Source organism: Bacteroides fluxus YIT 12057, assembly GCF_000195635.1.
GTDB classification, from domain to species: domain Bacteria; phylum Bacteroidota; class Bacteroidia; order Bacteroidales; family Bacteroidaceae; genus Bacteroides; species Bacteroides fluxus.
The window spans coordinates 1-22,873 of record NZ_GL882614.1; the positions used below are offsets into that span (position 1 = coordinate 1).

Below are 22,873 nucleotides of genomic sequence, written 5' to 3' on the forward strand. Positions count from 1 at the left end.
AGTATGCACTAAATTAATTCCGCCAACAGGTTTATATTATTCTGAATATGGAACAAAAGTACAGCATAACACACAATTATCGCTCCGCATCCTTAGTTAAATATAATTAAACCCTAATACAAAACTGAATTTCCTCCAAATACTTACCGTATATTTGTCGAATATAAACAGGGCATGAGGCCCATTTAATTAACTACATGACATTTGAAAATTTAAAACTGATAGAGCCTATACTAAAGGCTCTTCAAGAAGAGGGATACTCTACTCCTACCCCCATACAAGAAAAGTCTATCCCTATATTATTACAAGGAAAAGATTTATTAGGATGTGCTCAAACCGGAACCGGCAAAACCGCCGCCTTTTCCATTCCCATCTTACAGAAACTATACAAGACAGACAATCGTAAAGGTATAAAAGCACTTATCCTAACTCCAACCAGAGAATTGGCAATCCAAATAGGCGAAAGTTTCGAGGCATACGGAAGATATACCGGATTAAGGCATACAGTCATCTTCGGAGGTGTGGGACAAAAGCCACAGACCGATGAGTTGAAACGAGGCGTCCAGATACTGGTGGCTACCCCGGGACGTTTACAAGATTTGGTCAATCAAGGGTTCATCAACCTGAAAGCACTTGATTTTTTTGTTCTGGACGAAGCCGACCGCATGCTTGACATGGGCTTCATCCACGATATCCGCCGTATATTGAAGTTCCTGCCTGCCAAACGGCAAACACTGTTCTTTTCTGCAACAATGCCCCCTGAAATAGAGACACTGGCAAACTCCATGCTGACCGATCCGGAAAAAGTCGAAGTGACTCCGGCTTCCTCTACCGTTGACACGATTTCACAATCGGTTTATTTCGTAGAGAAAAAAGAGAAAAAGGATTTGCTGATCCATCTATTGAAAGACCCGTCTATAGCATCTGTCTTAATCTTTACCAGAACCAAACATGGGGCGGACAAGCTTGCACGGACCCTCAGTAAATCAGGAATACCGGCGGAGGCCATACATGGCAACAAGTCACAGAATGCCCGGCAACGCGCACTGACCGGCTTCAAGAGTCACACATTGCGCGTACTTATTGCAACAGACATTGCGGCAAGAGGTATTGATGTGGATCAGTTATCCCACGTCATCAATTATGAGTTGCCCAATATTCCGGAAACCTACGTACATCGCATCGGACGTACCGGACGTGCCGGACACGACGGAATAGCACTTTCATTTTGTGAGTCAGAGGAGTTACCTTATCTGAAAGATATCCAGAAATTGATAGGAAAAACAATTCCTATCATAAAAGATCATCCATTTATCACGACCGACGGTATTCAGGCACAAGAAAAGAAAACCGAAGAAATAAAAGTAAAAGCCAAAGAGAACAAAAAATACCGTGGCAACCGTTCAAACGGAGATTTTTGGAGACGAAAAAAAAGAGCTGCACAACCTGAAGCAAAAAAGAAAGGATGATTTTTCAATCTTACGGCATAAAACCTCACGGTTTTCATTTAAAAAGTCAACTTTATTGAGCGAATCCCCTGGGATTGTCATAACCCAGGGGGCTCCATCATAAAGTTTAAAAACGTAATCTATCCGTCATGCTGTCACGGAATGCACTCTATCGATTTGAGACATAGATATATATCCCGTAACGGATACCCGTGATAGATGCGTGGTAGCTCATTTATCTGTCACAAAACCGTGATAAAACCTGAAAAAAGATGGGGATTTTGAACAAACATTCAAAAAATATTGTTAGTTTTGTCATATAAACCTCTAAAAAAAGAAAGGAATACATCATGAAAGGATTGAATGTTTTAGCAGCTTTTTTGGGGGGTGCCGCCATAGGTGCGACCCTCGGTATCTTATTCGCCCCTGAAAAGGGAGAAGACACTCGTAATAAAATTGCGGAAATTCTTCGTAAAAAAGGTATCCGTTTGAACCGGAACGAGATGGAAAGCCTGGTAGATGAAATTGCCGCAGAAATAAAAGGCGAAGTAACAGAATAAAGCCATTCAAAACAGAACCACTATGTTCGCAGACGATAAAAGCGTTGAAAATATCCAGCAACTGTTCATTGAGTTCAAGAAATATCTGGAACTACAAAAGGAATACACCAAATTGGAAGTTACTGAAAAACTTTCTATTCTATTATCAACACTTATATTAGTGTTATTGGTTGTCATCCTCGGCGTAGTGGTTCTGTTTCACCTGTCATTCACATTGGTCTATGTCTTGGCTCCACTAGTGGGCGGACTCATAGCAAGCTATGCTCTCATTGCCTGTTTTCATGTCCTGCTTATTATTTTACTTGTCTTATTCCGAAAAAGACTTATCATTAATCCAACGGTAAAATTTATTGCCGGACTTTTTTTAGATAAATCCAACTAATATAAAATGTCCATGGATAATACACTTGATCGCCCCCCCGTTACTTTGGAGAACATCGCACAGCAAAAAAATACCATATTGCGGCAAATACGTATGCAGAAAGAGATTATGACTGACATCACAAGAGATATATTTGCCCCTGTTGCTCCTGCCACCAATAAAGCCAATGCAATGATGAGGGCATTTAATACCGGTATGGCAGTCTTCGATGGAGCTATGTTAGGATTAAAACTCATGAAGAAGTTCAGAAGCTTTTTCGGAAGAGGACGTAAATAAAAATAAAGGCCTATAGATATCTGACAGTAAGGGCGCAAATAAAGTTGAACTCTCATTTGCGCCCTTATTATTAGCTATCAATAATACTTCAATCAGACATAAGTCTCAAGCAATTTCACACTTCCTCGCGGTTTGATCATTATCTCCTGGATGGCTGCCGGAAGCAAAATAGTTTCCCCGGCTACCAACGAGATTTCATTCTTCTCGTTATCCAAGATATCACAAGCACCTTCTACACAAATGAAGATAACAAAAGAATCCAGTTCCGAATAATCACATGTAATTTCTTCTGTCATATCATAAATAGACGTGGTAAAATAAGGACTGGCCACCATTTCTACCGGTTCATTCTGCACATGCTCATATGCCGTACGAAAATCATCCTGAACATCAGAAAAGTTAATGGCATCAATAGCCTGACTGGTATGCAGTTCACGCGACTTTCCATCTTTATCCTTCCGGTTATAGTCGAAAATACGGTAAGTAATATCTGATGTCTGTTGGATTTCAGCAACAAATGCACCGGCTCCAATACCATGAACCCGGCCAGCGGGTACATAGAACACATCTCCCGGAGCAATAGCACATGTCTGCAACACTTCAGCAAACGTACCGTTATAAACCCGTTCTTTGTACTCTTTCGGAGTAATCTGTTCAGAGAAGCCGGAAATGAGTTTGGCACCCTTGTCTGCGTCAATAACATACCACATTTCATTTTTACCAAAACTATTATGGCGTTTCTTTGCCAATTCATCATCCGGATGCACTTGAATGGACAAGTCCAACTTCGCATCAATGAATTTTATCAACAAAGGAAATTTGTTTCCAAAACGTGCATAGTTAGTTTCACCCACCAATTCTTCTTTATACTTTCTAACCATTTCCGGTAGTGTCAGTCCTTTATCAACCCCATTGGCAACTACCGATTCGCTGCCTTCTACTGCTGATACTTCCCAACTCTCACCCACATTAGAGAGGGTTTCATTCAAATGTTTGAACGGAATAATCTTGTCGCCTCCCCAAAGAATCTGCTTTAGGATAGGCTCAAATTTTAGAGGATACATTCGTTGTTCTAATTAAAACTTTCAGTTAATGATGTGATTTCTTTAGATTATGGGGACAAACATACAAAAAATATCAATTTGTCTTCTAATTGTTAAACGCTAAACTTTCCTAAAATGTTCTTCACATTTCCTTCCAATTACTTGGGGGAACAAAAGAATTTCTTTTTATTTGCAAGAAATTTAAATATACCATGATATGATAAACACCGCTCCAATGGAAAACAATTTGTCCGGTTTGGAAAAAAAAGACTTTCAAAAGGATATAAATAACAAAAAGACAGATTTATTTATCCTAAAAAATTCTCAAGGAATGGAAGTTGCAGTAACCAACTACGGATGCGCTATCCTCTCCATAATGGTACCCGACAAAAATGGTAAATATGCAAATGTAATATTAGGTCATGATAGTATAGACCACGTTATCAATAGTCCCGAGCCATTCCTCAGTACAACTATCGGAAGATACGGCAACCGTATAGCCAAAGGAAAATTCACCCTTTACGGTGAAGAACATCAGCTGGCTATCAACAATGGCCCCAATTCCTTACATGGAGGTCCGACTGGTTTCCATACTAAAGTATGGGATGCTGTTCAGCCAGACGCCACGACTGTCATCTTCAACTACACCTCCCCCGACGGAGAAGAAGGATTCCCCGGCACTCTGGAAGTAGAGATGACCTATCGCCTGGAAAACGAGACCAACGCTCTGGTTATTGAATACCGGGCTACTACCGACAAAGCTACTATTGTAAATTTGACCAACCACGGCTTTTTCAATCTGGCAGGCATTGCCAATCCCTCTCCCACTGTTTTAAACAATATAGTTACCATCAACGCTGATTTTTATGTTCCCATCGATGAAGTATCTGTTCCTACAGGTGAAATACTGAAAGTGGAAGGTACTCCAATGGATTTCCGTACTCCTCATGCGGTCGGTGAAAGAATCGATGATAAATTCCAGCAACTGATAAACGGTGCAGGATATGACCATTGCTATGTCTTGAATAAAACTGAAAGCGGAGAATTAAATCTTGCGGCAACATGTACAGAGCCTGTCAGTGGACGTACCATGGAAGTATATACTACAGAAAATGGCGTACAGCTTTATACCGGTAATTGGTTAGGAGGCTTTACCGGTGCCCATGGAGCGACTTTCCCTGCAAGAAGTGCCATCTGCTTTGAAGCGCAATGCTTCCCCGACACACCTAACAAGCCTCATTTTCCATCAGCAGTATTACTGCCGGGTGATGAATACCAGCAGATAACCATCTACAAATTCGGCATTCAGGAATAACACAATAAAATTATTAACCAAAATTCAATATCTTAAATTATCATGAGTCAACAGAAAAAACAATGGGGAGCCATCATTATTATGATTGCACTCTTTGCAATGATTGCTTTCGTAACCAACCTATGCTCACCGATGGCGGTTATTGTGAAAAATGATTTCGGTGCCAGCAACGTGCTTTCCCAAATCGGCAACTACGGTAACTTTATCGCTTATCTCGTAATGGGTATTCCGGCAGGTATGCTTATTGCAAAATTCGGTTATAAAAAAACAGCCCTAATCGGTCTTTTCGTAGGAATCATCGGTATCCTTGTCCAATGGATGAGTGGCCATGTAGGCAAAGAAAGTGCTTTTCTCGTTTATCTGATCGGTGCTTTTATCAGCGGTTTTACCATGTGTATCCTCAACTGCGTGGTCAATCCTATGCTTAACCTCCTTGGCGGCGGTGGAAATAAAGGAAACCAACTTATCCAGATCGGCGGTGTATTCAACAGTAGTGCTGCCGTAGCCGTATATATCATTATGGGCGCCTTGATTGGTGATGCCGCTAAAGCACATATTGCTGATGCCACACCTGCATTGATGATTGCGCTCGCAATCTTTATTATCGGTTTTATCGGTATTCTCTTTACCAAGATTGAAGAGCCCGAACAAGCTCCGGTTGACACCAGCCTCATTAAAGGAGCCTTAAAATACCGCCACTTCGTTCTCGGTATCCTGGCCATCTTCCTCTATATGGGTATCGAAGTAGGAACGCCGACTTATATTCTGCAATATCTTTCTTCCGCCCCCGATGCCGCCACTCCCGGATTAGGAATGGATGCAGGGATTGTAGGACTTATTGTTGCCGTATATTGGCTGATGATGCTTATTGGCCGTTTTGTTGGCGGTGCAATCGGTGGAAAGATTTCAAGCCGCACAATGATTACGACAGTTTCCATCGCAAGTCTTGTACTTGTAGCTTTCGGAATGTTTGCACCTGCAGACATCACAGTGAATGTTCCCGGTATAGACTGGGCTAAATTAGAACTTATCTGGGCTCAAGTTCCCATAGGCATTTTTGCATTCCTGCTAGTAGGTCTTTGCACCAGTGTAATGTGGGGTGGAATATTCAACATGGCTGTTGAAGGTCTGGGTAAATACACGGCAATTGCCAGTGGCATGTTCATGACAATGGTATTCGGCTGTGCCGTCATGGTGGCCATCCAAGGTTGGTTAGCCGACATTACCGACTATATGACCAGCTATTGGGTAGTTCTGTTCTGCGCAGGTTACATCCTATTCTATGCATTGATCGGTTCAAAAACCGACCATTCAAAAAAATAAGCAAGATTCCCTATTATTTACCTTAAAATATAAATATCATGGATATAGAATATGTAAGAAGCCGTTTCATCAAACATTTTGACGGAACAACAGGAGCAGTATATGCTTCTCCGGGACGCATTAACTTGATTGGTGAACATACTGATTATAATGGAGGTTTTGTATTTCCCGGAGCAATCGACAAAGGAATGATTGCTGAAATCAAGCCTAACGGCACCGATATAGTAAGAGCTTATTCCATTGATTTAAAAGATTATGTGGAATTCGGTCTGAACGAAGAAGACGCACCTCGTGCCAGCTGGGCGAGATATATCTTCGGAGTATGCCGCGAAATGATGAAACGTGGTGTGGATATAAAAGGCTTCAATACAGCTTTTGCAGGCGATGTACCCCTTGGGGCAGGAATGTCATCCTCTGCTGCATTGGAAAGCACCTATGCCTATGCTTTAAACGACCTGTTCGGTGAAAACAAAATAGACAAGTTTGAACTGGCCAAAATAGGACAGGCAACAGAACACAATTATTGTGGCGTCAATTGCGGTATCATGGATCAATTCGCTTCCGTATTCGGAAAGAAAGGCAGTCTGATCCGTCTGGATTGCCGTTCACTGGAATACCAGTATTTCCCGTTTGATCCTCAAGGCTATCGCTTGGTACTGGTTGATTCTGTCGTTAAGCATGAATTGGCATCTTCTGCATACAATAAACGCCGCCAAAGCTGCGAAGCAGCAGTTGCTGCCATCCAAAAGAAACATCCGCATGTAGAGTTTTTGCGTGACTGTTCCATGGAAATGCTGGAAGAAGCCAAAGCCGATATCAGCGCAGAGGACTACATGCGTGCCGAATACGTCATTGAGGAAATACAACGTGTACTTGATGTCTGTGACGCACTGGAAAAAGGTGACTATGAAACTGTAGGACAAAAAATGTACGAAACCCATCATGGCATGAGCAAGCTGTATGAAGTAAGCTGCGAAGAACTTGACTTCCTGAACAACCTTGCTTTTGACTGCGGTGTGACAGGTTCACGAGTTATGGGTGGCGGTTTCGGCGGATGCACTATCAACTTGGTAAAAGATGAACTATATAGTACATTCATAGAAAAAGCAAAAGAAGAATTCAAGAATAAATTCGGCAGAAGCCCGAAAATCTATGATGTAGTCATCAGTGACGGAGCACGTAGATTAGAATAAAATTCTCCAAGACCAATAATGGCAGAAGGCGTCTTTCACAGTAGAAAGACGCCTTTTCTTTTCCTTCCCTCCTGTTTCTCCTGCAAACAGCCATATATCCTTGTTCATATTCCACACCCATGTTACATAACATATAAAAGTGTATATCACACACCAAAGAAAAGTGTTATTTTCACACCCAAAGAAAGACAATCATCATACAACATGAAGAATTACTACAGTTCAAATCCCAAATTCCATGTAGCTATAGACTGCATTATTTTCGGTTTCAGTGAAGGAGAATTAAATTTACTACTATTGAAGCGCAATTTCCAACCAGCAATGGGCGAATGGTCCTTGATGGGTGGCTTTGTACAGGAAAATGAAAGTATAGATGACGCAGCCAAACGAGTATTGCACGAACTGACCGGACTGGATAACATATATATGGAACAAGTCGGTTCATTCGGGGCCATTGACCGCGATCCGGGAGAACGAGTCATCTCGATTGCCTACTATGCACTGATTAATATCAATGAATATGACAGAGAACCGGTGCAGCGACACAATGCCTCCTGGATAAACCTCAACGAACTACCGAATCTAATTTTCGACCATCCTCAAATGGTGGAACGAGCACGCAGCCTGATGCAGCAGAAAGTTTCTGTAGAACCTATAGTTTTCAATCTCCTGCCCGATCTATTTACATTGTCACAGCTGCAAGGCCTGTATGAGGCAATCTATGGTGAAACAATAGACAAACGGAATTTCCGTAAACGAGTCGCAGACATGGACTATATTGAGAAAACGGACAAAATAGACAAAACCGGTTCCAAGCGTGGCGCTGCTCTATACAGATTCAATGCAAAAGTATATCACAAGACACCGAAACTCAAACTTTAGGTATCCACCGGACAAATGTAGCCCCACCCATTACTATTAAATAGAATATACAAATCTCCTGATAATTCCGGTAATATGAAATCAGCGTCGCTCAAAGAGGCAAAATCAATAAAGAGCCGCTAAAGTTCAAACTACTTGTCAAAGCAATTGTTACTATTGAATTACAATAAAAGACACTCTTTCTATGTTGTTAATTACACATAAAGAGTTATCTTTGTCCTGTTAAAATCAACGAGCAGCAGGTCAGCCCGCTAATAACCAGGTAGTATCCAAAACTAATAATAAACAATATGAACGACAACAAACTTATGAACCGTGCAGCGGACAACATCCGTATCCTCGCTGCATCTATGGTTGAGAAAGCCAATTCCGGACACCCCGGTGGTGCTATGGGTGGTGCAGATTTTATAAATGTGCTCTTTTCGGAGTTCCTTGTATATGATCCCGAAAACCCTGCATGGGAAGGTCGTGACCGTTTCTTCCTTGACCCGGGACATATGTCGCCGATGCTTTATTCAACTTTGGCACTGGCAGGCAAGTTCACTTTGAATGAATTGAAAGAATTCCGCCAATGGGGAAGCCCTACTCCAGGACATCCCGAACGTGACATCACACGCGGCATTGAGAACACTTCCGGTCCTTTGGGACAAGGCCATACATTTGCCGTAGGCGCAGCCATCGCCGCCAAGTTCATGAAAGCCCGTTTCGAAGAAGTAATGAACGAAACTATTTACGCCTATATTTCCGACGGCGGTATCCAGGAAGAAATTTCACAAGGTGCCGGACGCATAGCCGGAGCTCTCGGACTGGATAATCTTATCATGTTCTATGATGCCAACGACATCCAGCTTTCCACCGAAACCAAGGATGTAACAATCGAAGATACCGGCAAGAAATATGAAGCATGGGGATGGAAAGTCATCACCATCAACGGAAATGATCCTGATGAGATTCGCAGCGCTCTAAACGAGGCCAAAGCTGAAAAAGAACGACCTACTTTGATTATCGGCCATACCGTTATGGGTAAAGGCGCCCGCAAGGCAGACGGCAGCAGTTATGAAGCCAACTGCGCTACCCACGGTGCTCCTCTCGGAGGCGATGCCTATGTGAACACAATCAAGAATCTCGGTGGCGATCCCGTCAATCCGTTCATCATCTTCCCCGAAGTGGCTGAACTCTACGCCAAGCGTACTGCTGAATTGAAAAAAATCATGGAAGAGAAAAACGCAGTCAAAGCAGCTTGGGCAAAAGCCAATCCTGAAAAGGCCGCCAAGCTGGAATTGTTCTTCTCCGGCAAAGTTCCCGAAGTGAATTGGGCAGCCATCGAACAGAAAGCCAATGTGGCAACCCGCGCCGCTTCCGCAACTGTATTGGGTGCACTTGCTACCCAAGTAGAGAACATGGTAGTAGCTTCTGCAGACCTGTCCAACTCCGACAAGACGGACGGTTTCCTCAAGAAAACCCACGCTTTCAAGAAAGGTGATTTCAGCGGTGCCTTCTTCCAGGCAGGCGTGTCCGAACTGACCATGGCTTGCTGTTGCATCGGTATGGCACTGCACGGTGGCATTATTCCTGCCTGCGGCACATTCTTCGTATTCTCCGATTATATGAAACCTGCCATACGTATGGCGGCTCTTATGGAAATACCCATAAAGTTCATCTGGACACACGATGCATTCCGCGTCGGTGAAGACGGTCCTACCCACGAACCGGTAGAACAAGAAGCACAAATCCGTCTCATGGAGAAACTGAAGAACCACAAAGGACACAACTCCATGCTGGTACTCCGTCCGGCAGACGCAGAAGAGACAACGATCGCATGGAAGCTTGCCATGGAGAACATGACTACTCCTACGGGACTGATTTTCTCTCGCCAGAACATCAACAACCTGCCTGCAGGCAACGACTATGCACAGGCAGCCAAAGGCGCCTATATCGTTGCCGGTTCAGACGAAAACCCGGATATCATTCTCGTCGCTTCCGGTTCTGAGGTGGCTACATTGGTAGCCGGAACTGAATTATTGCGTAAAGATGGTGTCAAGGTACGTATCGTATCTGCACCGTCCGAAGGCTTGTTCCGCAACCAGGCTCCCGGATACCAGGAAAGTATCATTCCTTGCGGTGCCAAGGTGTTCGGTCTGACAGCAGGCCTGCCTGTCACCTTGGAAGGGTTGGCAGGTGCCAACGGTAAAGTCTGGGGCTTGGAATCTTTCGGTTTCTCCGCACCTTACAAAGTATTGGACGAGAAACTGGGCTTTACGGCAGAGAATGTATATAAGCAAGTAAAAGCAATGCTCTAAAATAAGAATTAAAAGAAAGGTGTGTCCGAACAGACTGATAAAAAGATCTGCTTTGGCACACCTTCTTACTTATTATATAATATACCAATCATAAAACTGTAAATATAATGAAAACTATTGGAATCTGTTCCGACCATGCAGGATTTGAACTGAAAGAATATGTTCGCGGTTGGCTGGAGGCCAAAGGTTGGGCTTACAAGGATTTCGGAACCTACTCCACTGAAAGTTGCGATTATCCAGATTTCGCCCATGCCCTTGCCGAAGCTGTCGAAGCCGGTGAATGTTATCCGGGAATCGCAATCTGTGGAAGCGGTGAAGGCATCAGCATGACACTGAACAAACACCAGGGAATCCGTGCCGCGCTATGTTGGAATGCAGAGATTGCCCATTTGGCACGCCAACACAATGACGCTAATGTACTTGCAATGCCAGGACGGTTCATCAGCACTGAAGAAGCAGACATGATTATGACTGAATTCTTCAATACCCCCTTTGAAGGCGGACGCCATCAAAGGAGGATAGATAAAATCCCGGTGCAGAAAAAATAATCGCCCCATAAATACCGGTTACACGTAAATTCGTGGAAGGGACTTTCCAATCCACGAATTTACGTGTAACCGGTTTTTTATCATTTATTTCCTTCTTCTACCTCCCGCACAGCTTCCTTAACCCGATTCAATCAAATATTACACCTTTTCGGTCAAAAACTCGTCCCTGTGAACAGCAGTCTTTCCGTACTTTTGTGGCTGATATCTAATAACCAAAAAATAAAGGAAAACATGAAAAGAGTATTAGGATTTCTTTCCCTGCTTTTATCGGTTGCCATGGCTACCGCCAACCCGATAGACTTTGACAAAGCCTTCAAGGAGAGCGCCCGAATCGAAAAACAGATCAAGAAAACCTCATTTCCCAAACGTACGTATCTTATTACAGATTTCGGAGCGAAGCCGGATACACCGGACAGCCCCTGCCATGAAGAAATCAACCGTGCCATTGTAACTTGCAGCCTAAACGGCGGCGGTACGGTCATCGTACCCAAAGGAACTTTCTATACAGGCCCCATCACCTTAAAGAGCAATGTAAACTTTCATGTAGAGGAAGGTGCCACACTGAAGTTCTCCACAGACCAGAGCCTCTATTTCCCCGGAGTCATCACCCGTTGGGAAGGATTAGATTGTTACAATGCCCGCCCCCTCATCTATGCCTACGGTGAAACCAACATCGCCATCACCGGTAAAGGTACCATAGACGGACAAGGTTCCAAAGAAACCTGGTGGCCCATGTGCGGTGCTCCCCGTTACGGCTGGAAAGAAGGAATGGTGGCACAGCGCAACGGCGGACGCGAACGTCTGTTAATGTACGGAGAGACCTCCACTCCTATCTATAAACGCGTAATGAAGCCCGAAGACGGTCTGCGTCCCCAACTCGTCAACCTTTATTCCTGCAATACAGTACTGATTGAAGACATCACCCTGCTGAACTCACCATTCTGGGTAATCCACCCGCTGTTTTGCGAGAGTCTCACCGTTCGAGGCGTAAAAGTATTCAACCGCGGCCCCAACGGAGACGGCTGTGATCCGGAATCCTGCAAGAACGTATTGATCGAGAACTGCACCTTCGATACCGGTGATGACTGCATTGCCATCAAATCCGGGCGTAATGCCGATGGACGCAAGTGGAATATACCCAGTGAAAACATCATCGTACGCAATTGCTTCATGAAGAACGGCCATGGCGGTGTGGTAATAGGCAGTGAAATCTCCGGCGGTTACCGCAACCTGTATGTAGAAAACTGCCAGATGGACAGCCCCAATCTGGACCGTGTCATCCGTATCAAGACCAGTACCTGCCGCGGTGGAATCATAGAAAATGTATTTGTACGCAATGTCACCGTAGGCCAATGCCGCGAAGCCGTGCTGCGCATCAACCTCCAATACGAAAACCGGGAAAAGTGTGACCGCAGCTTCCCTCCGGTCGTACGCAATGTACACTTGAAAAACGTAACTTGCGAAAAGAGCAAGTTAGGCATACTCATCATTGGTTTGGATGACGACAAACATGTATCCAATGTCAGTGTGGAAGACTGCCACTTCAACAATGTCGCAAAAGATGGAAATGACATAAAAGGAGCAAAAGACGTTACGCTTAGAAATCTCTACATTAACGGAAAACTTGTAAAGTGACGCAACCACATTCACTATAATACCCGCCCGGAGTCTTGACATTCTGACAGAATACACTGAGACTTCGGGCTTTTTCTTTACCCCTTTTTCTTATTTTTCACAGAGAAGATGTGTGTTATCTTCAAATAAAAACTATCTTTGTAGTTCAATAACCCGGAACTCAGAATGATATGGAGCAACTTAATACCATAAAAGAGCTTATCAATCAGGGAAGTGTAGAAGGAGCCATCCAACGGCTCGATCAAATGCTACAAACCGACTTTCCCGGCAAGGATGAGGCTTACTATCTGCGGGGAAATGCCTACCGGAAGCTAGGCAACTGGCAGCAAGCGCTGAACAATTACCGGTACGCCATCGACCTCAACCCGGAAAGTCCTGCCCAACAGGCCCATCAAATGGTTATGGACATCCTGAATTTCTTCAATAAGGATATGTACAATCAATAAATAAAGAACGTAAATTATGGCAAAAATCAAAGGAGCAATCGTAGTGGACACCGAGCGTTGCAAAGGCTGCAATCTGTGTGTGGTAGCTTGTCCGCTCAATGTAATAGCCCTCGCCAAAGAGGTGAATATGAAAGGGTACAATTATGCCCAGCAGATCGTAGAAGACAAATGTAACGGATGTTCATCCTGCGCGACTGTATGTCCCGATGGATGCATTTCCGTATATAAAGTAAAAGTTGAATAAAATCAGAAGAATATGGCAGAAGAAGTTGTATTAATGAAAGGAAACGAAGCCATCGCCCAGGCAGCCATCCGTTATGGTGTGGACGGTTACTTCGGTTATCCTATTACTCCCCAATCAGAGGTATTGGAAACCCTTGCCGAACTGAAGCCGTGGGAAACAACCGGCATGGTAGTGCTCCAGGCAGAAAGTGAAGTGGCAGCTATTAATATGGTATATGGCGGTGCCGGAAGCGGCAAGATGGTAATGACCTCTTCCTCCAGCCCCGGTGTCAGTTTGAAACAGGAAGGCATCTCTTACCTGGCAGGTGCCGAATTGCCCTGCCTGGTAGTGAATGTAATGCGTGGCGGTCCCGGCCTGGGAACTATCCAGCCGAGCCAGGCAGACTACTTCCAGACAGTAAAGGGCGGCGGCCATGGTGACTATCGCCTGATAGCCCTCGCCCCGGCGTCCGTACAGGAGATGGCGGACTTCGTGGGACTGGCATTCGAACTGGCTTTCAAATACCGCAACCCGGCCATTATCCTGGCCGACGGCGTTATCGGCCAGATGATGGAAAAGGTAGTCCTCCCCGCCCAAAGAGCCCGCCGCACCGATGCGGAAGTCATTGAACAATGCCCGTGGGCTACTACCGGCAGGACGAATGGCCGCAAGCCCAACATCATCACTTCTCTTGAGTTGAAACCGGAAGAAATGGAAAAGAACAACATCCGTTTCCAGGCTAAATACAAGACGATTGAAGAGAACGAGGTGCGCTTTGAAGAAATCCATTGTGAGGATGCCGAATACCTGATTGTAGCCTTCGGCTCTATGGCACGTATCGGCCAGAAAGCCATGGAACTGGCACGCGAAGAAGGCATTAAAGTAGGTATGCTCCGCCCTATCACCCTGTGGCCGTTCCCCACTAAAGCCATCGCCGCATATGCCGGCAAGGTAAAAGGCATGCTTGTTACAGAATTGAATGCCGGACAGATGGTTGAAGATGTACGTCTTGCCGTCAACGGTAAGGTAAAAGTGGAACACTTCGGCCGCCTGGGCGGTATCGTACCCGATCCGGACGAAATCGTAACCGCGCTGAAAGAAAAACTAGTCTGATGCACGATTCGGCAATCGTACGGTTACGAGATTAAAGTTATCTTCCGTAAATCCGTACATCCCCCCATCGTAAATCATAAATAATTAAATCGTAAACAGAACGATGAATCCCGATAAAATAAGAAGCGTACTGAACATCCTTTTCATGATACTTGCCTTGGCATCTATCATTATCTATTTTGCAGCGAAAGATGACTTCAAACTGTTTATCTACGTCTGCGGTGCGGCAATATTTGTCAAACTGATGGAGTTCTTCATACGATTCACCAACAGATAAGGAGAAGAGATTATGACAAAAGAAGATATTATCAAACCCGAGAATCTGGTTGCAAAGAAACCGACTCTGATGAACGATAATCCCATGCACTACTGCCCGGGATGCAGCCACGGTGTGGTCCACAAACTGGTAGCCGAAGTAATCGAGGAAATGGGACTGGAAGACAAAGCAGTAGGTATTTCCCCTGTGGGATGTGCCGTTTTTATCTACAACTACATAGACATTGACTGGCAAGAAGCTGCCCATGGACGCGCGCCTGCACTTGCCACCGCCATCAAGCGCCTCTGGCCGGACCGTCTGGTATTTACGTACCAGGGAGACGGTGACCTGGCTTGTATCGGTACAGCCGAAACCATCCATGCCTTGAACCGCGGTGAGAATATCACCATCATCTTCATCAACAATGCCATTTACGGTATGACCGGCGGACAAATGGCCCCGACCACCCTCGTTGGCATGAAAACCTCCACCAGCCCCTACGGCCGTGACGTGCATCTGCACGGTTATCCGCTGAAGATGGCTGATATCGCCGCCCAGCTGGAAGGTACGGCATACGTTACCCGCCAAAGTGTAGAAACGGTTCCCGCCATCCGCAAGGCAAAGAAAGCCATCCGCAAAGCATTCGAAAACTCTATGGCAGGCAAAGGCTCCAACCTCGTGGAGATAGTCTCTACCTGCAATTCCGGCTGGAAGATGTCTCCTGAAAAATCGAACACCTGGATGGAAGAGCACATGTTCCCGTTCTATCCGCTGGGTGACTTGAAAGATAAATAAACATGCTAAAGACAGAAGAACAATGAAAGAAGAAATCATTATAGCAGGCTTCGGTGGACAGGGTGTATTGTCCATGGGAAAGATTTTGGCATACTCCGGACTGATGGAAGGCAAAGAAGTAACCTGGATGCCGGCTTACGGACCGGAACAACGTGGCGGTACAGCCAATGTTACCGTTATCGTGAGCGACGAAAAGATATCTTCGCCCATCCTCAGCAAGTACGACGCAGCCATCATCCTCAACCAACCGTCATTGGAGAAGTTCGAGAGTAAAGTAAAACCCGGTGGTGTACTTATCTACGACGGTTACGGCATCATCCATCCGCCTACACGCAAAGATATCCATGTATATCGCATCGACGCCATGGATGCTGCCAACGAAATGAACAACGCCAAAGCATTCAACATGATTGTATTGGGCGGATTGCTGAAACTGAAACCGATGGTTACGCTGGATAGCGTGCTCAGAGGTTTGAAAAAGACGTTGCCCGAACGCCATCATCACTTGATACCGATGAACGAAGAGGCTATCAAGAAGGGAATGGAGTTGATCAAAGAAGTATGACCCCTCGCCTTATTCAATAAAAAGTTTAGCCCTTGCAAATCCAAAAAGTTTGCAAGGGCTGTTTTTTTATACAAGTGCGTGAACCGATGCAGATAAGTGTGTGAGCTTACAGTCATCACTGAAGAATAAAGCCATAAATTATATACCCAAACAAGCCATCCGTTTAAGGAAGCAAATCGTACGACTCTTTTAAAAGATGCAAAAAACACAGGATTCGGTAAGCGAATAATTTTTTATTGTATCTTTGCGCCTAATTATGAGACGAATCGTACTGACATATATACTCTTATCTATCATAGGAATATTGGGTGCACGGGCACAACGTGTCCTTAACCCGATGGATCCCAACAACAACCGGGACCAGTTCGGCAACCAAGTTGACCCCAACACACTGCCGGACAATCTGGAAGACAGTACCAACACAGAGATTCAAAGTCTTCCGCCCAAACTATACATGTGGCATCTGAGCGAGACCTTGGGTAACCGTACTATCATGCCCGCCGACACGGCCAGCCTCAACTTCCAGAACACAAACCTGGTAGAAGGCATGTTCGGGCACTATAACTATCTGGGAAACCTAGGTTCTCCCCGGCTCTCACGCATCTTCTTTGAACGCCGCAATGATGAGCCTACCATTTTCATGGAACCCTTTTCCAGTTTCTTCGTCCGTCCGGACGAAGTCAAGTTCACCAACAGTAACGTTCCCTACACCAACCTGACTTATTACAAGGCAGGAAGCAAAGTGAATGGCGAGGAACGTTTCAAATCCTATTTCTCCGTCAATGCCAACAAGAGGCTGGCCTTCGGCTTCAATATAGACTACCTGTATGGACGGGGATATTACGCCAACCAGGCAACTTCCCATTTCAATGCGGGATTGTTTGCCAGCTATATAGGCGAGAAGTACCAGATGCAAGCCGTTTACAACAACTTTTTCATGAAGATGAACGAGAATGGCGGTATCGCAGACGACCAGTACATCACCCATCCGGAAAACATGTCAGAGGGAAAGAAACAATACGAGTCAAGCAATATCCCCGTCAGACTGGAGCAGACCTCAAACCGGAACAAAGACTTTTACGTTTATCTGACACAACGTTACCGGTTGGGCTTTAACCGGGAAGTCACCCAAATAGAAAAAAAACAAACCAAAGGAAAAAGGGCAGCCAATGACAGTACTTCCCTTGCCGCCCAAGATACCATTGTCACCGAAGAGTTCGTGCCCGTCACCAGCTTCATACATACCATCAAGGTAGAACGGTCACGACATAACTTCCGTTCGAACAATGAACCGGAAAATTACTATCCCGACTATTACATCTACAAAGACCACAGTAACGACTCCACCACTGCCTTCAGCGTAAAAAACGTATTCGGCATCGCTTTATTGGAAGGATTCAACAAATATGCCAAGGCAGGAGTAACGGCTTACCTCTCTCATAAGTTCAGCAGATACGACCTGATGAACACCGACACGCTCTCGGACATGCGCCGCATCCGCTATACGGAACAGGAAGTTTTCATTGGCGGCGAATTGGCCAAACGGCAAGGCAGACTGCTACACTATAACGTCAACGGTGAAGTGGGGCTGCTTGATAAAGCCATCGGGCAATTCAAGGTAAACGCAAACTTAGACCTGAACTTCCGTCTTTGGAAAGACACGGTAAACTTCTACGCCCGCGGTTACGTCAGCAACACGCTTCCTTCGTTCTATATGCGCCATTACCACTCCAATCACTATACATGGGACAATGACAATATGGACAAAGAATTCCGTACCCGTGTGGAAGGTGAACTGAACATTGCCCGTTGGGGTACGAACCTGCGCGCAGGTATGGAAAATATCAAGAACTACACCTATTTCAATCAAAGCGCCATGCCGGAACAGAACGGAGGAAACATCCAAGTGCTTTCCGCCACGCTGGCACAGAATTTCCGCCTGGGTGTCTTCCATCTGGACAACGAGGTGACTTGGCAAAAGACAAGCAATGCAACCGTTTTGCCGCTGCCGCAACTTTCACTCTACCACAACTTCTACATACTGGCAAAACTGGCGAAGAAAGTATTGACAGTACAATTGGGAGCTGACATCAGATATTTCACGAAATACAATGCCCCCGCCTATGCACCTGCCACCCAGCAGTTCCACTTGCAAGCGACGAACGACCAGGTAGAAATCGGCGGTTATCCCATTGTGAACGTTTACGCCAACCTTCATCTGAAACGGACACGTATCTTTGCCATGATGTATCACGTCAATGCCGGAATGGGCAGCCCCAACTATTTCCTGGTTCCCCACTATCCTATCAACCCCCGTTTGTTCAAGATCGGCGTTTCGTGGAACTTCTATGATTAATTGTGCAAAGCATGAAAAAAGCCAAGTTACTGAAATATGTCATCCTAGGACTTATTGCCGCATTTACCGCGACTTTCTTCTTCGAGAAAAAAGAAAAGCCGAAGGGGCATCCCAGAGACTATGCGGAAATAGCGGACGAAGGCATTATTCATGCTGCAACGGAATACAATTCCATCAGCTTCTACGTAGATGGTGATACCCTGTCCGGATTTCATTACGAACTTATTGAAGCCTTTGCCCGCGACCATGGGCTAAAGACGGAACTTTCGCCCGAAATGAGCTTTGACAAGCGGTTAAAAGGGCTGAGTGAAGGGAAATATGATGTAATAGCCTATGGAATCCTTGCCACCAGCGAATGGAAAGACTCCTTGTTGCTCACCCTTCCCATTGCATTGAACAAACAAGTGCTGGTCCAACGCAAAGCACGGTCCGACTCTGACTCATTATTCATCAGGAGCCAACTGGACCTGGCGGGAAAGACACTCCATATCGTCAAGAATTCTCCTTCCATGTTACGTATCCGCAACCTCGGAAACGAAATCGGGGACACGATTTACATACAGGAAATAGAGAAATACGGCCCGGAGCAACTAATCTCATTAGTTGCCCACGGAGACATTGATTATGCCGTATGTGACGAAAGCATTGCACGCACCGCAGCCGACAGCCTTCCACAGATAGATATAAATACTGACATCAGCTTTACCCAATTCTACTCATGGGCAGTAAGCAAGCAGTCTCCCGTTCTATTGGACAGCCTCAATTCCTGGCTGTCATCTTTCAAGAAAGGGAAAGAATACAAGAAGATTTATAAAAAATATTACGGAAAACCCTTCACTTAATCCATAATCCCCTTGAGCCACATTTCCGAAGATGCATCGCTCGGCATGCGCCAGTCACCCCGTGGACTTATGGAAATGCTTCCCACTTTCGGGCCATCCGGCAAGCAAGAGCGTTTAAACTGCTGGTTGAAGAAACGGCGGAGGAAAGTTTGCAGCCATTTCTTAATGGTCTCTTCGTCATAAACACCTTTGAAAGTGCGTGCCGCCAAAAAGAATATCTTGGCCGGACGGAAGCCGCAACGCAGGAAATAATAAAGGAAAAAGTCATGCAGCTCATAAGGGCCTACCAGATCTTCCGTTATCTGCTGAATATTGCCGTTCTCATCTGCCGGAATCAACTCCGGACTGATTGGAGTATCCACTATATCGAGCAACGTAGAGCGGGAAGCCTCATCCATACCGTTTTCAGCCACCCATTTCACCAGATGCCTGACCAAGGTCTTGGGTACACTTCCATTTACACCATACATGGACATGTGGTCTCCGTTATAAGTAGCCCATCCTAACGCAAGTTCCGAAAGATCGCCCGTACCGACAACCATCCCCCATGTCTGGTTGGCAATGTCCATCAGAATCTGAGTGCGCTCCCGCGCTTGCGAATTCTCATAAACCACATCATGCACATCGGCATCATGGTCTATGTCCTTGAAGTGCTGGATACAAGCCTCCTTGATGCTGACCTCACGTACGGTGATGCCCAGGGAATTCATCAAGTCCATTGCATTGGTATAGGTACGGTCGGTTGTTCCAAAGCCGGGCATGGTCACACCGATAATGCCTTTGCGAGCCCAGCCCAGCTTATCAAAGGTTTTCACACACACCAGCAAGGCCAATGTAGAATCCAATCCACCGGAAATACCGATCACCGCACTCTTTGCCTTGGTATGCACCAGCCGTTGCGCAAGTCCCGATACCTGTATGGAAAATACTTCTTCACAGCGCTCGTCCAGGGTAGCTCCTTGCGGAACAAAAGGATGGGGATCAAAAGTACGCGTAAGATTCAAATCCTTGCTATTGACGTATTCCGCAGCCACATGCACGGGAAGTTCAGGCGCGCTGCACGACCGGCAAGCGGCGAAGGTAGTGTTCACCCGGCGTTCCGTACGCAGATATTCCACATCTATCTCACTGATTACAACCTGCTCTTCAAACGAGAAACGTTTGCCGGCGGCAAGCAGACTGCCATTTTCATAAATCAGCCCGTTCCCGGCAAACACCACGTCGGTAGTCGATTCCCCGAAACCGCATGAGCTGAACACATAGCCTGCAATGCAACGGGCAGACTGCTGGCTGATAAGGGAACACAGATAGGCATGCTTGCCGATGCCCTCATTATCCGCCGAAAGATTGAAAAGGATTTCAGCCCCCTGTAGCGCCAAAGCCGAACTCGGGGGGACAGGAGCCCACAAATCCTCACAAATCTCAATGCCGAAGGTCGTGTCGGCAGTATCGAACAACAGGTTTCTGCCCATCGGGATAATCTGGCCGCAAAGGCGTACGCTGGTTTCAGAAACCTCACAGGCGGAAGTAAACCAGCGCTTCTCATAAAACTCCTTATAGTTGGGAAGATAGGTCTTAGGCACCACTCCCAGGACTTTGCCTTTCTGGATAACGACTGCCGTGTTCAGCAGTACGCCATTCAACGCAACAGGCATGCCCAGTATAGAAATGATATCCAGCTGGCGTGTATTGTTCAATATCTGCATCAATCCCATTTCCGCCTCTTCAAGCAAAAGCTGTTGGGCAAACAGGTCTCCACATGTATATCCGGTAACGCACAATTCAGGAAAAGCAATGATTTGCACTCCCTTGCCATCGGCAATAATAATTTCTTTTTCAATCTCCGAGGCATTGAACTTACAGTCCGCTACCTTGACGCGAGGCACAGCCGCCGCTACTTTTACATATCCGTAATTCATAAGGACGTTATTATTTATTCGGGCACAAAAATACGGTAATTTCTCTACAAACACAAAATAATCAATAAGTTCACCCAATCTATTTAAAAGACCACCCGTTTTTATACTTCTTGCCTGCCTACCTTATAATATACAGAACGTCTTTGTTACAATATCCATTTACCTACATGTACATGTCAGATGCTGCCGAATAAAGGTATTGCATCCCCATCCAATGGAAATCCATTCGGTAGAATTTAAACTGCCACTATTTTTTTCGCCTTTTTTATTTGGATTCTCCAAAGAAATAGTTATCTTTGCAAGAGAAATAAAAATGTAATAATTACAAGTTTGGATTTTAAATGACATGGATGCAATAAAACGATTGCAAGAATACAATATCAAACCTTCAGTGCAGCGCATATCCATTATGAGCTATCTGATGGAGCATCGTACGCATCCCACGGTGGATGAGATTTATACGGCATTGTCTCCAAGTATCCCGACGCTGTCAAAGACAACCGTCTATAACACGTTGAAACTGCTTAGTGAACAAGGTGCCGCACAGACATTGACCATTGACGAACGGAACACCTGTTACGACGCGGACACTACCCCGCACGCCCACTTCCTGTGCAAACATTGCGGAAAGGTCTATGATCTGGAATGTCCCGCCAACGTCAAAAAAGTGGAAGACATGGATATGAACGGACACGATGTGCAAGAAATCCATTACTATTATAAAGGAATTTGTAAATACTGTATAGAAGAACAACTTTTAAGCAAAAAAGAATAACTAATTCAACTAATTTCTGAGAAAATGAAAAAATTTAGATGTACTGTCTGCGGTTACGTATATGAAGGAGACGCAGCTCCTGAGAAATGTCCTTTGTGTAAAGCTCCTGCCAGCAAGTTTGTTGAAGTTGAAGAAGCAACAGCCGGCGGCCCGTTGGTATTTGCCGATGAACATGTTATCGGTGTAGCTAAAGGTTGTGATGATGAAATGATCAAGGACCTGAACAACCACTTCATGGGTGAATGCACAGAAGTCGGCATGTACTTGGCCATGAGTCGCCAGGCAGACCGTGAAGGTTATCCTGAAGTTGCCGAGGCTTTCAAGCGCTACGCTTGGGAAGAAGCAGAACATGCTTCCAAGTTTGCAGAACTGTTGGGTGACTGCGTATGGGATACCAAGACAAACCTCGAGAAGAGAATGAATGCCGAGTCCGGCGCATGCGAAGACAAAAAGCGTATCGCTACCCGTGCCAAAGCGTTGAACCTGGATGCCATCCATGACACTGTCCATGAAATGGCTAAGGACGAAGCCCGTCACGGTAAAGGCTTCGAAGGTCTATACAACCGCTACTTCAAGAAATAATCCTTCTTTTTGAATATACTGAAGTGTTCTTCCCACCCGGGAAGGGCACTTTTTTTATGCCTTTTTCCCTTTTTTCTTACTTTTGGATGTCACGTT

23 protein-coding genes are annotated in these 22,873 nt (G+C 45.3%); 21 read left to right on the forward strand and 2 right to left on the reverse strand.

Annotation, left to right across the window (positions count from 1 at the left end):
• The first annotated feature begins 197 nt into the window (after nt 1–197).
• From HMPREF9446_RS03085 to HMPREF9446_RS03100, 4 genes are all read left to right on the forward strand, one after another.
• Nucleotides 198–1,469, forward strand: a complete 1,272-nt coding sequence (locus HMPREF9446_RS03085; RefSeq protein WP_009123944.1) for a DEAD/DEAH box helicase — start codon at nt 198–200, stop codon at nt 1,467–1,469.
• Nucleotides 1,470–1,798: 329 nt separating this feature from the next.
• Complete coding sequence (locus HMPREF9446_RS03090; protein WP_009123945.1) at nt 1,799–2,008, forward strand: YtxH domain-containing protein; 210 nt, start codon at nt 1,799–1,801, stop codon at nt 2,006–2,008.
• Nucleotides 2,009–2,030: 22 nt separating this feature from the next.
• Nucleotides 2,031–2,390: a phage holin family protein gene (locus HMPREF9446_RS03095; protein ID WP_009123946.1), complete on the forward strand. Its 360-nt coding sequence runs from the start codon at nt 2,031–2,033 to the stop codon at nt 2,388–2,390.
• Between the two features lie 12 nt (nt 2,391–2,402).
• Entirely contained in the window at nt 2,403–2,666 is a 264-nt protein-coding gene (locus tag HMPREF9446_RS03100) for a hypothetical protein (RefSeq protein ID WP_039968473.1), read from the forward strand.
• A 92-nt stretch (nt 2,667–2,758) separates the two neighbouring features.
• Here HMPREF9446_RS03100 and HMPREF9446_RS03105 read toward each other — a convergent pair whose 3' ends face one another.
• Complete coding sequence (locus tag HMPREF9446_RS03105) at nt 2,759–3,730, reverse strand: type I phosphomannose isomerase catalytic subunit (protein ID WP_009123948.1); 972 nt, start codon at nt 3,728–3,730, stop codon at nt 2,759–2,761.
• 196 nt (nt 3,731–3,926) lie between these two features.
• Between HMPREF9446_RS03105 and HMPREF9446_RS03110 the strand changes: the two genes are divergently transcribed.
• From HMPREF9446_RS03110 to HMPREF9446_RS03175, 15 genes are all read left to right on the forward strand, one after another.
• The gene (locus HMPREF9446_RS03110; protein WP_009123949.1) at nt 3,927–5,024 is read left to right on the forward strand and encodes an aldose epimerase family protein; all 1,098 of its coding nucleotides are present in this window, start codon (nt 3,927–3,929) and stop codon (nt 5,022–5,024) included.
• A 42-nt stretch (nt 5,025–5,066) separates the two neighbouring features.
• Nucleotides 5,067–6,347 carry an MFS transporter gene (locus HMPREF9446_RS03115; RefSeq protein ID WP_009123950.1) on the forward strand — a complete coding sequence of 427 codons (1,281 nt, stop codon included), beginning with the start codon at nt 5,067–5,069 and terminating at the stop codon, nt 6,345–6,347.
• 38 nt (nt 6,348–6,385) lie between these two features.
• Nucleotides 6,386–7,540: a galactokinase gene (gene galK, locus HMPREF9446_RS03120; protein WP_009123951.1), complete on the forward strand. Its 1,155-nt coding sequence runs from the start codon at nt 6,386–6,388 to the stop codon at nt 7,538–7,540.
• A 204-nt stretch (nt 7,541–7,744) separates the two neighbouring features.
• Nucleotides 7,745–8,422 carry an NUDIX hydrolase gene (locus HMPREF9446_RS03125; protein WP_009123953.1) on the forward strand — a complete coding sequence of 226 codons (678 nt, stop codon included), beginning with the start codon at nt 7,745–7,747 and terminating at the stop codon, nt 8,420–8,422.
• 290 nt (nt 8,423–8,712) lie between these two features.
• Complete coding sequence (locus HMPREF9446_RS03130; RefSeq protein ID WP_009123954.1) at nt 8,713–10,722, forward strand: transketolase family protein; 2,010 nt, start codon at nt 8,713–8,715, stop codon at nt 10,720–10,722.
• Between the two features lie 107 nt (nt 10,723–10,829).
• Complete coding sequence (gene rpiB, locus HMPREF9446_RS03135; RefSeq protein ID WP_009123955.1) at nt 10,830–11,270, forward strand: ribose 5-phosphate isomerase B; 441 nt, start codon at nt 10,830–10,832, stop codon at nt 11,268–11,270.
• Nucleotides 11,271–11,501: 231 nt separating this feature from the next.
• Nucleotides 11,502–12,905 carry a glycoside hydrolase family 28 protein gene (locus HMPREF9446_RS03140; protein ID WP_039968377.1) on the forward strand — a complete coding sequence of 468 codons (1,404 nt, stop codon included), beginning with the start codon at nt 11,502–11,504 and terminating at the stop codon, nt 12,903–12,905.
• Nucleotides 12,906–13,075: 170 nt separating this feature from the next.
• Nucleotides 13,076–13,351, forward strand: coding sequence for a tetratricopeptide repeat protein (locus HMPREF9446_RS03145; RefSeq protein ID WP_009123957.1), 276 nt, complete (start codon nt 13,076–13,078; stop codon nt 13,349–13,351).
• Between the two features lie 16 nt (nt 13,352–13,367).
• On the forward strand, nt 13,368–13,595 hold the full coding sequence (locus HMPREF9446_RS03150) for a 4Fe-4S dicluster domain-containing protein (RefSeq protein WP_009123958.1): 228 nt from the start codon (nt 13,368–13,370) through the stop codon (nt 13,593–13,595).
• A 12-nt stretch (nt 13,596–13,607) separates the two neighbouring features.
• Entirely contained in the window at nt 13,608–14,687 is a 1,080-nt protein-coding gene (locus HMPREF9446_RS03155; protein ID WP_009123959.1) for a 3-methyl-2-oxobutanoate dehydrogenase subunit VorB, read from the forward strand.
• Between the two features lie 103 nt (nt 14,688–14,790).
• A complete protein-coding gene (locus HMPREF9446_RS18080) occupies nt 14,791–14,964 on the forward strand; it encodes a hypothetical protein (protein WP_009123960.1) in 174 nt (57 codons plus the stop codon).
• Between the two features lie 12 nt (nt 14,965–14,976).
• On the forward strand, nt 14,977–15,738 hold the full coding sequence (locus HMPREF9446_RS03160; protein ID WP_009123961.1) for a thiamine pyrophosphate-dependent enzyme: 762 nt from the start codon (nt 14,977–14,979) through the stop codon (nt 15,736–15,738).
• A gap of 22 nt (nt 15,739–15,760) precedes the next feature.
• Entirely contained in the window at nt 15,761–16,303 is a 543-nt protein-coding gene (locus tag HMPREF9446_RS03165; RefSeq protein WP_009123962.1) for a 2-oxoacid:acceptor oxidoreductase family protein, read from the forward strand.
• 256 nt (nt 16,304–16,559) lie between these two features.
• The gene (locus HMPREF9446_RS03170) at nt 16,560–18,659 is read left to right on the forward strand and encodes a putative porin (RefSeq protein ID WP_009123963.1); all 2,100 of its coding nucleotides are present in this window, start codon (nt 16,560–16,562) and stop codon (nt 18,657–18,659) included.
• Between the two features lie 11 nt (nt 18,660–18,670).
• Complete coding sequence (locus HMPREF9446_RS03175; protein WP_009123964.1) at nt 18,671–19,501, forward strand: transporter substrate-binding domain-containing protein; 831 nt, start codon at nt 18,671–18,673, stop codon at nt 19,499–19,501.
• Here the strand turns inward: HMPREF9446_RS03175 and HMPREF9446_RS03180 are convergent.
• A complete protein-coding gene (locus tag HMPREF9446_RS03180; RefSeq protein WP_039968379.1) occupies nt 19,498–21,420 on the reverse strand; it encodes an NAD(+) synthase in 1,923 nt (640 codons plus the stop codon). The genes HMPREF9446_RS03175 and HMPREF9446_RS03180 overlap by 4 nt on opposite strands.
• A gap of 346 nt (nt 21,421–21,766) precedes the next feature.
• Between HMPREF9446_RS03180 and HMPREF9446_RS03185 the strand changes: the two genes are divergently transcribed.
• Nucleotides 21,767–22,195 (forward strand): Fur family transcriptional regulator, encoded by a 429-nt coding sequence (locus tag HMPREF9446_RS03185; RefSeq protein WP_009123966.1) that lies wholly within the window; start codon nt 21,767–21,769, stop codon nt 22,193–22,195.
• Nucleotides 22,196–22,219: 24 nt separating this feature from the next.
• On the forward strand, nt 22,220–22,777 hold the full coding sequence (locus tag HMPREF9446_RS03190; protein WP_009123967.1) for an NADH peroxidase: 558 nt from the start codon (nt 22,220–22,222) through the stop codon (nt 22,775–22,777).
• Nucleotides 22,778–22,873 lie beyond the last annotated feature (96 nt).

Bases quoted from the DNA above. Each gene is read 5' to 3' on its own strand.
- HMPREF9446_RS03085 (WP_009123944.1), top strand. From the start codon at position 198: ATGACATTTGAAAATTTAAAACTGATAGAGCCTATACTAAAGGCTCTT.
- HMPREF9446_RS03090 (WP_009123945.1), top strand. From the start codon at position 1,799: ATGAAAGGATTGAATGTTTTAGCAGCTTTTTTGGGGGGTGCCGCCATA.
- HMPREF9446_RS03095 (WP_009123946.1), top strand. From the start codon at position 2,031: ATGTTCGCAGACGATAAAAGCGTTGAAAATATCCAGCAACTGTTCATT.
- HMPREF9446_RS03100 (WP_039968473.1), top strand. From the start codon at position 2,403: ATGGATAATACACTTGATCGCCCCCCCGTTACTTTGGAGAACATCGCA.
- HMPREF9446_RS03105 (WP_009123948.1), bottom strand. From the start codon at position 3,730: ATGTATCCTCTAAAATTTGAGCCTATCCTAAAGCAGATTCTTTGGGGA.
- HMPREF9446_RS03110 (WP_009123949.1), top strand. From the start codon at position 3,927: ATGATAAACACCGCTCCAATGGAAAACAATTTGTCCGGTTTGGAAAAA.
- HMPREF9446_RS03115 (WP_009123950.1), top strand. From the start codon at position 5,067: ATGAGTCAACAGAAAAAACAATGGGGAGCCATCATTATTATGATTGCA.
- galK (WP_009123951.1), top strand. From the start codon at position 6,386: ATGGATATAGAATATGTAAGAAGCCGTTTCATCAAACATTTTGACGGA.
- HMPREF9446_RS03125 (WP_009123953.1), top strand. From the start codon at position 7,745: ATGAAGAATTACTACAGTTCAAATCCCAAATTCCATGTAGCTATAGAC.
- HMPREF9446_RS03130 (WP_009123954.1), top strand. From the start codon at position 8,713: ATGAACGACAACAAACTTATGAACCGTGCAGCGGACAACATCCGTATC.
- rpiB (WP_009123955.1), top strand. From the start codon at position 10,830: ATGAAAACTATTGGAATCTGTTCCGACCATGCAGGATTTGAACTGAAA.
- HMPREF9446_RS03140 (WP_039968377.1), top strand. From the start codon at position 11,502: ATGAAAAGAGTATTAGGATTTCTTTCCCTGCTTTTATCGGTTGCCATG.
- HMPREF9446_RS03145 (WP_009123957.1), top strand. From the start codon at position 13,076: ATGGAGCAACTTAATACCATAAAAGAGCTTATCAATCAGGGAAGTGTA.
- HMPREF9446_RS03150 (WP_009123958.1), top strand. From the start codon at position 13,368: ATGGCAAAAATCAAAGGAGCAATCGTAGTGGACACCGAGCGTTGCAAA.
- HMPREF9446_RS03155 (WP_009123959.1), top strand. From the start codon at position 13,608: ATGGCAGAAGAAGTTGTATTAATGAAAGGAAACGAAGCCATCGCCCAG.
- HMPREF9446_RS18080 (WP_009123960.1), top strand. From the start codon at position 14,791: ATGAATCCCGATAAAATAAGAAGCGTACTGAACATCCTTTTCATGATA.
- HMPREF9446_RS03160 (WP_009123961.1), top strand. From the start codon at position 14,977: ATGACAAAAGAAGATATTATCAAACCCGAGAATCTGGTTGCAAAGAAA.
- HMPREF9446_RS03165 (WP_009123962.1), top strand. From the start codon at position 15,761: ATGAAAGAAGAAATCATTATAGCAGGCTTCGGTGGACAGGGTGTATTG.
- HMPREF9446_RS03170 (WP_009123963.1), top strand. From the start codon at position 16,560: ATGAGACGAATCGTACTGACATATATACTCTTATCTATCATAGGAATA.
- HMPREF9446_RS03175 (WP_009123964.1), top strand. From the start codon at position 18,671: ATGAAAAAAGCCAAGTTACTGAAATATGTCATCCTAGGACTTATTGCC.
- HMPREF9446_RS03180 (WP_039968379.1), bottom strand. From the start codon at position 21,420: ATGAATTACGGATATGTAAAAGTAGCGGCGGCTGTGCCTCGCGTCAAG.
- HMPREF9446_RS03185 (WP_009123966.1), top strand. From the start codon at position 21,767: ATGGATGCAATAAAACGATTGCAAGAATACAATATCAAACCTTCAGTG.
- HMPREF9446_RS03190 (WP_009123967.1), top strand. From the start codon at position 22,220: ATGAAAAAATTTAGATGTACTGTCTGCGGTTACGTATATGAAGGAGAC.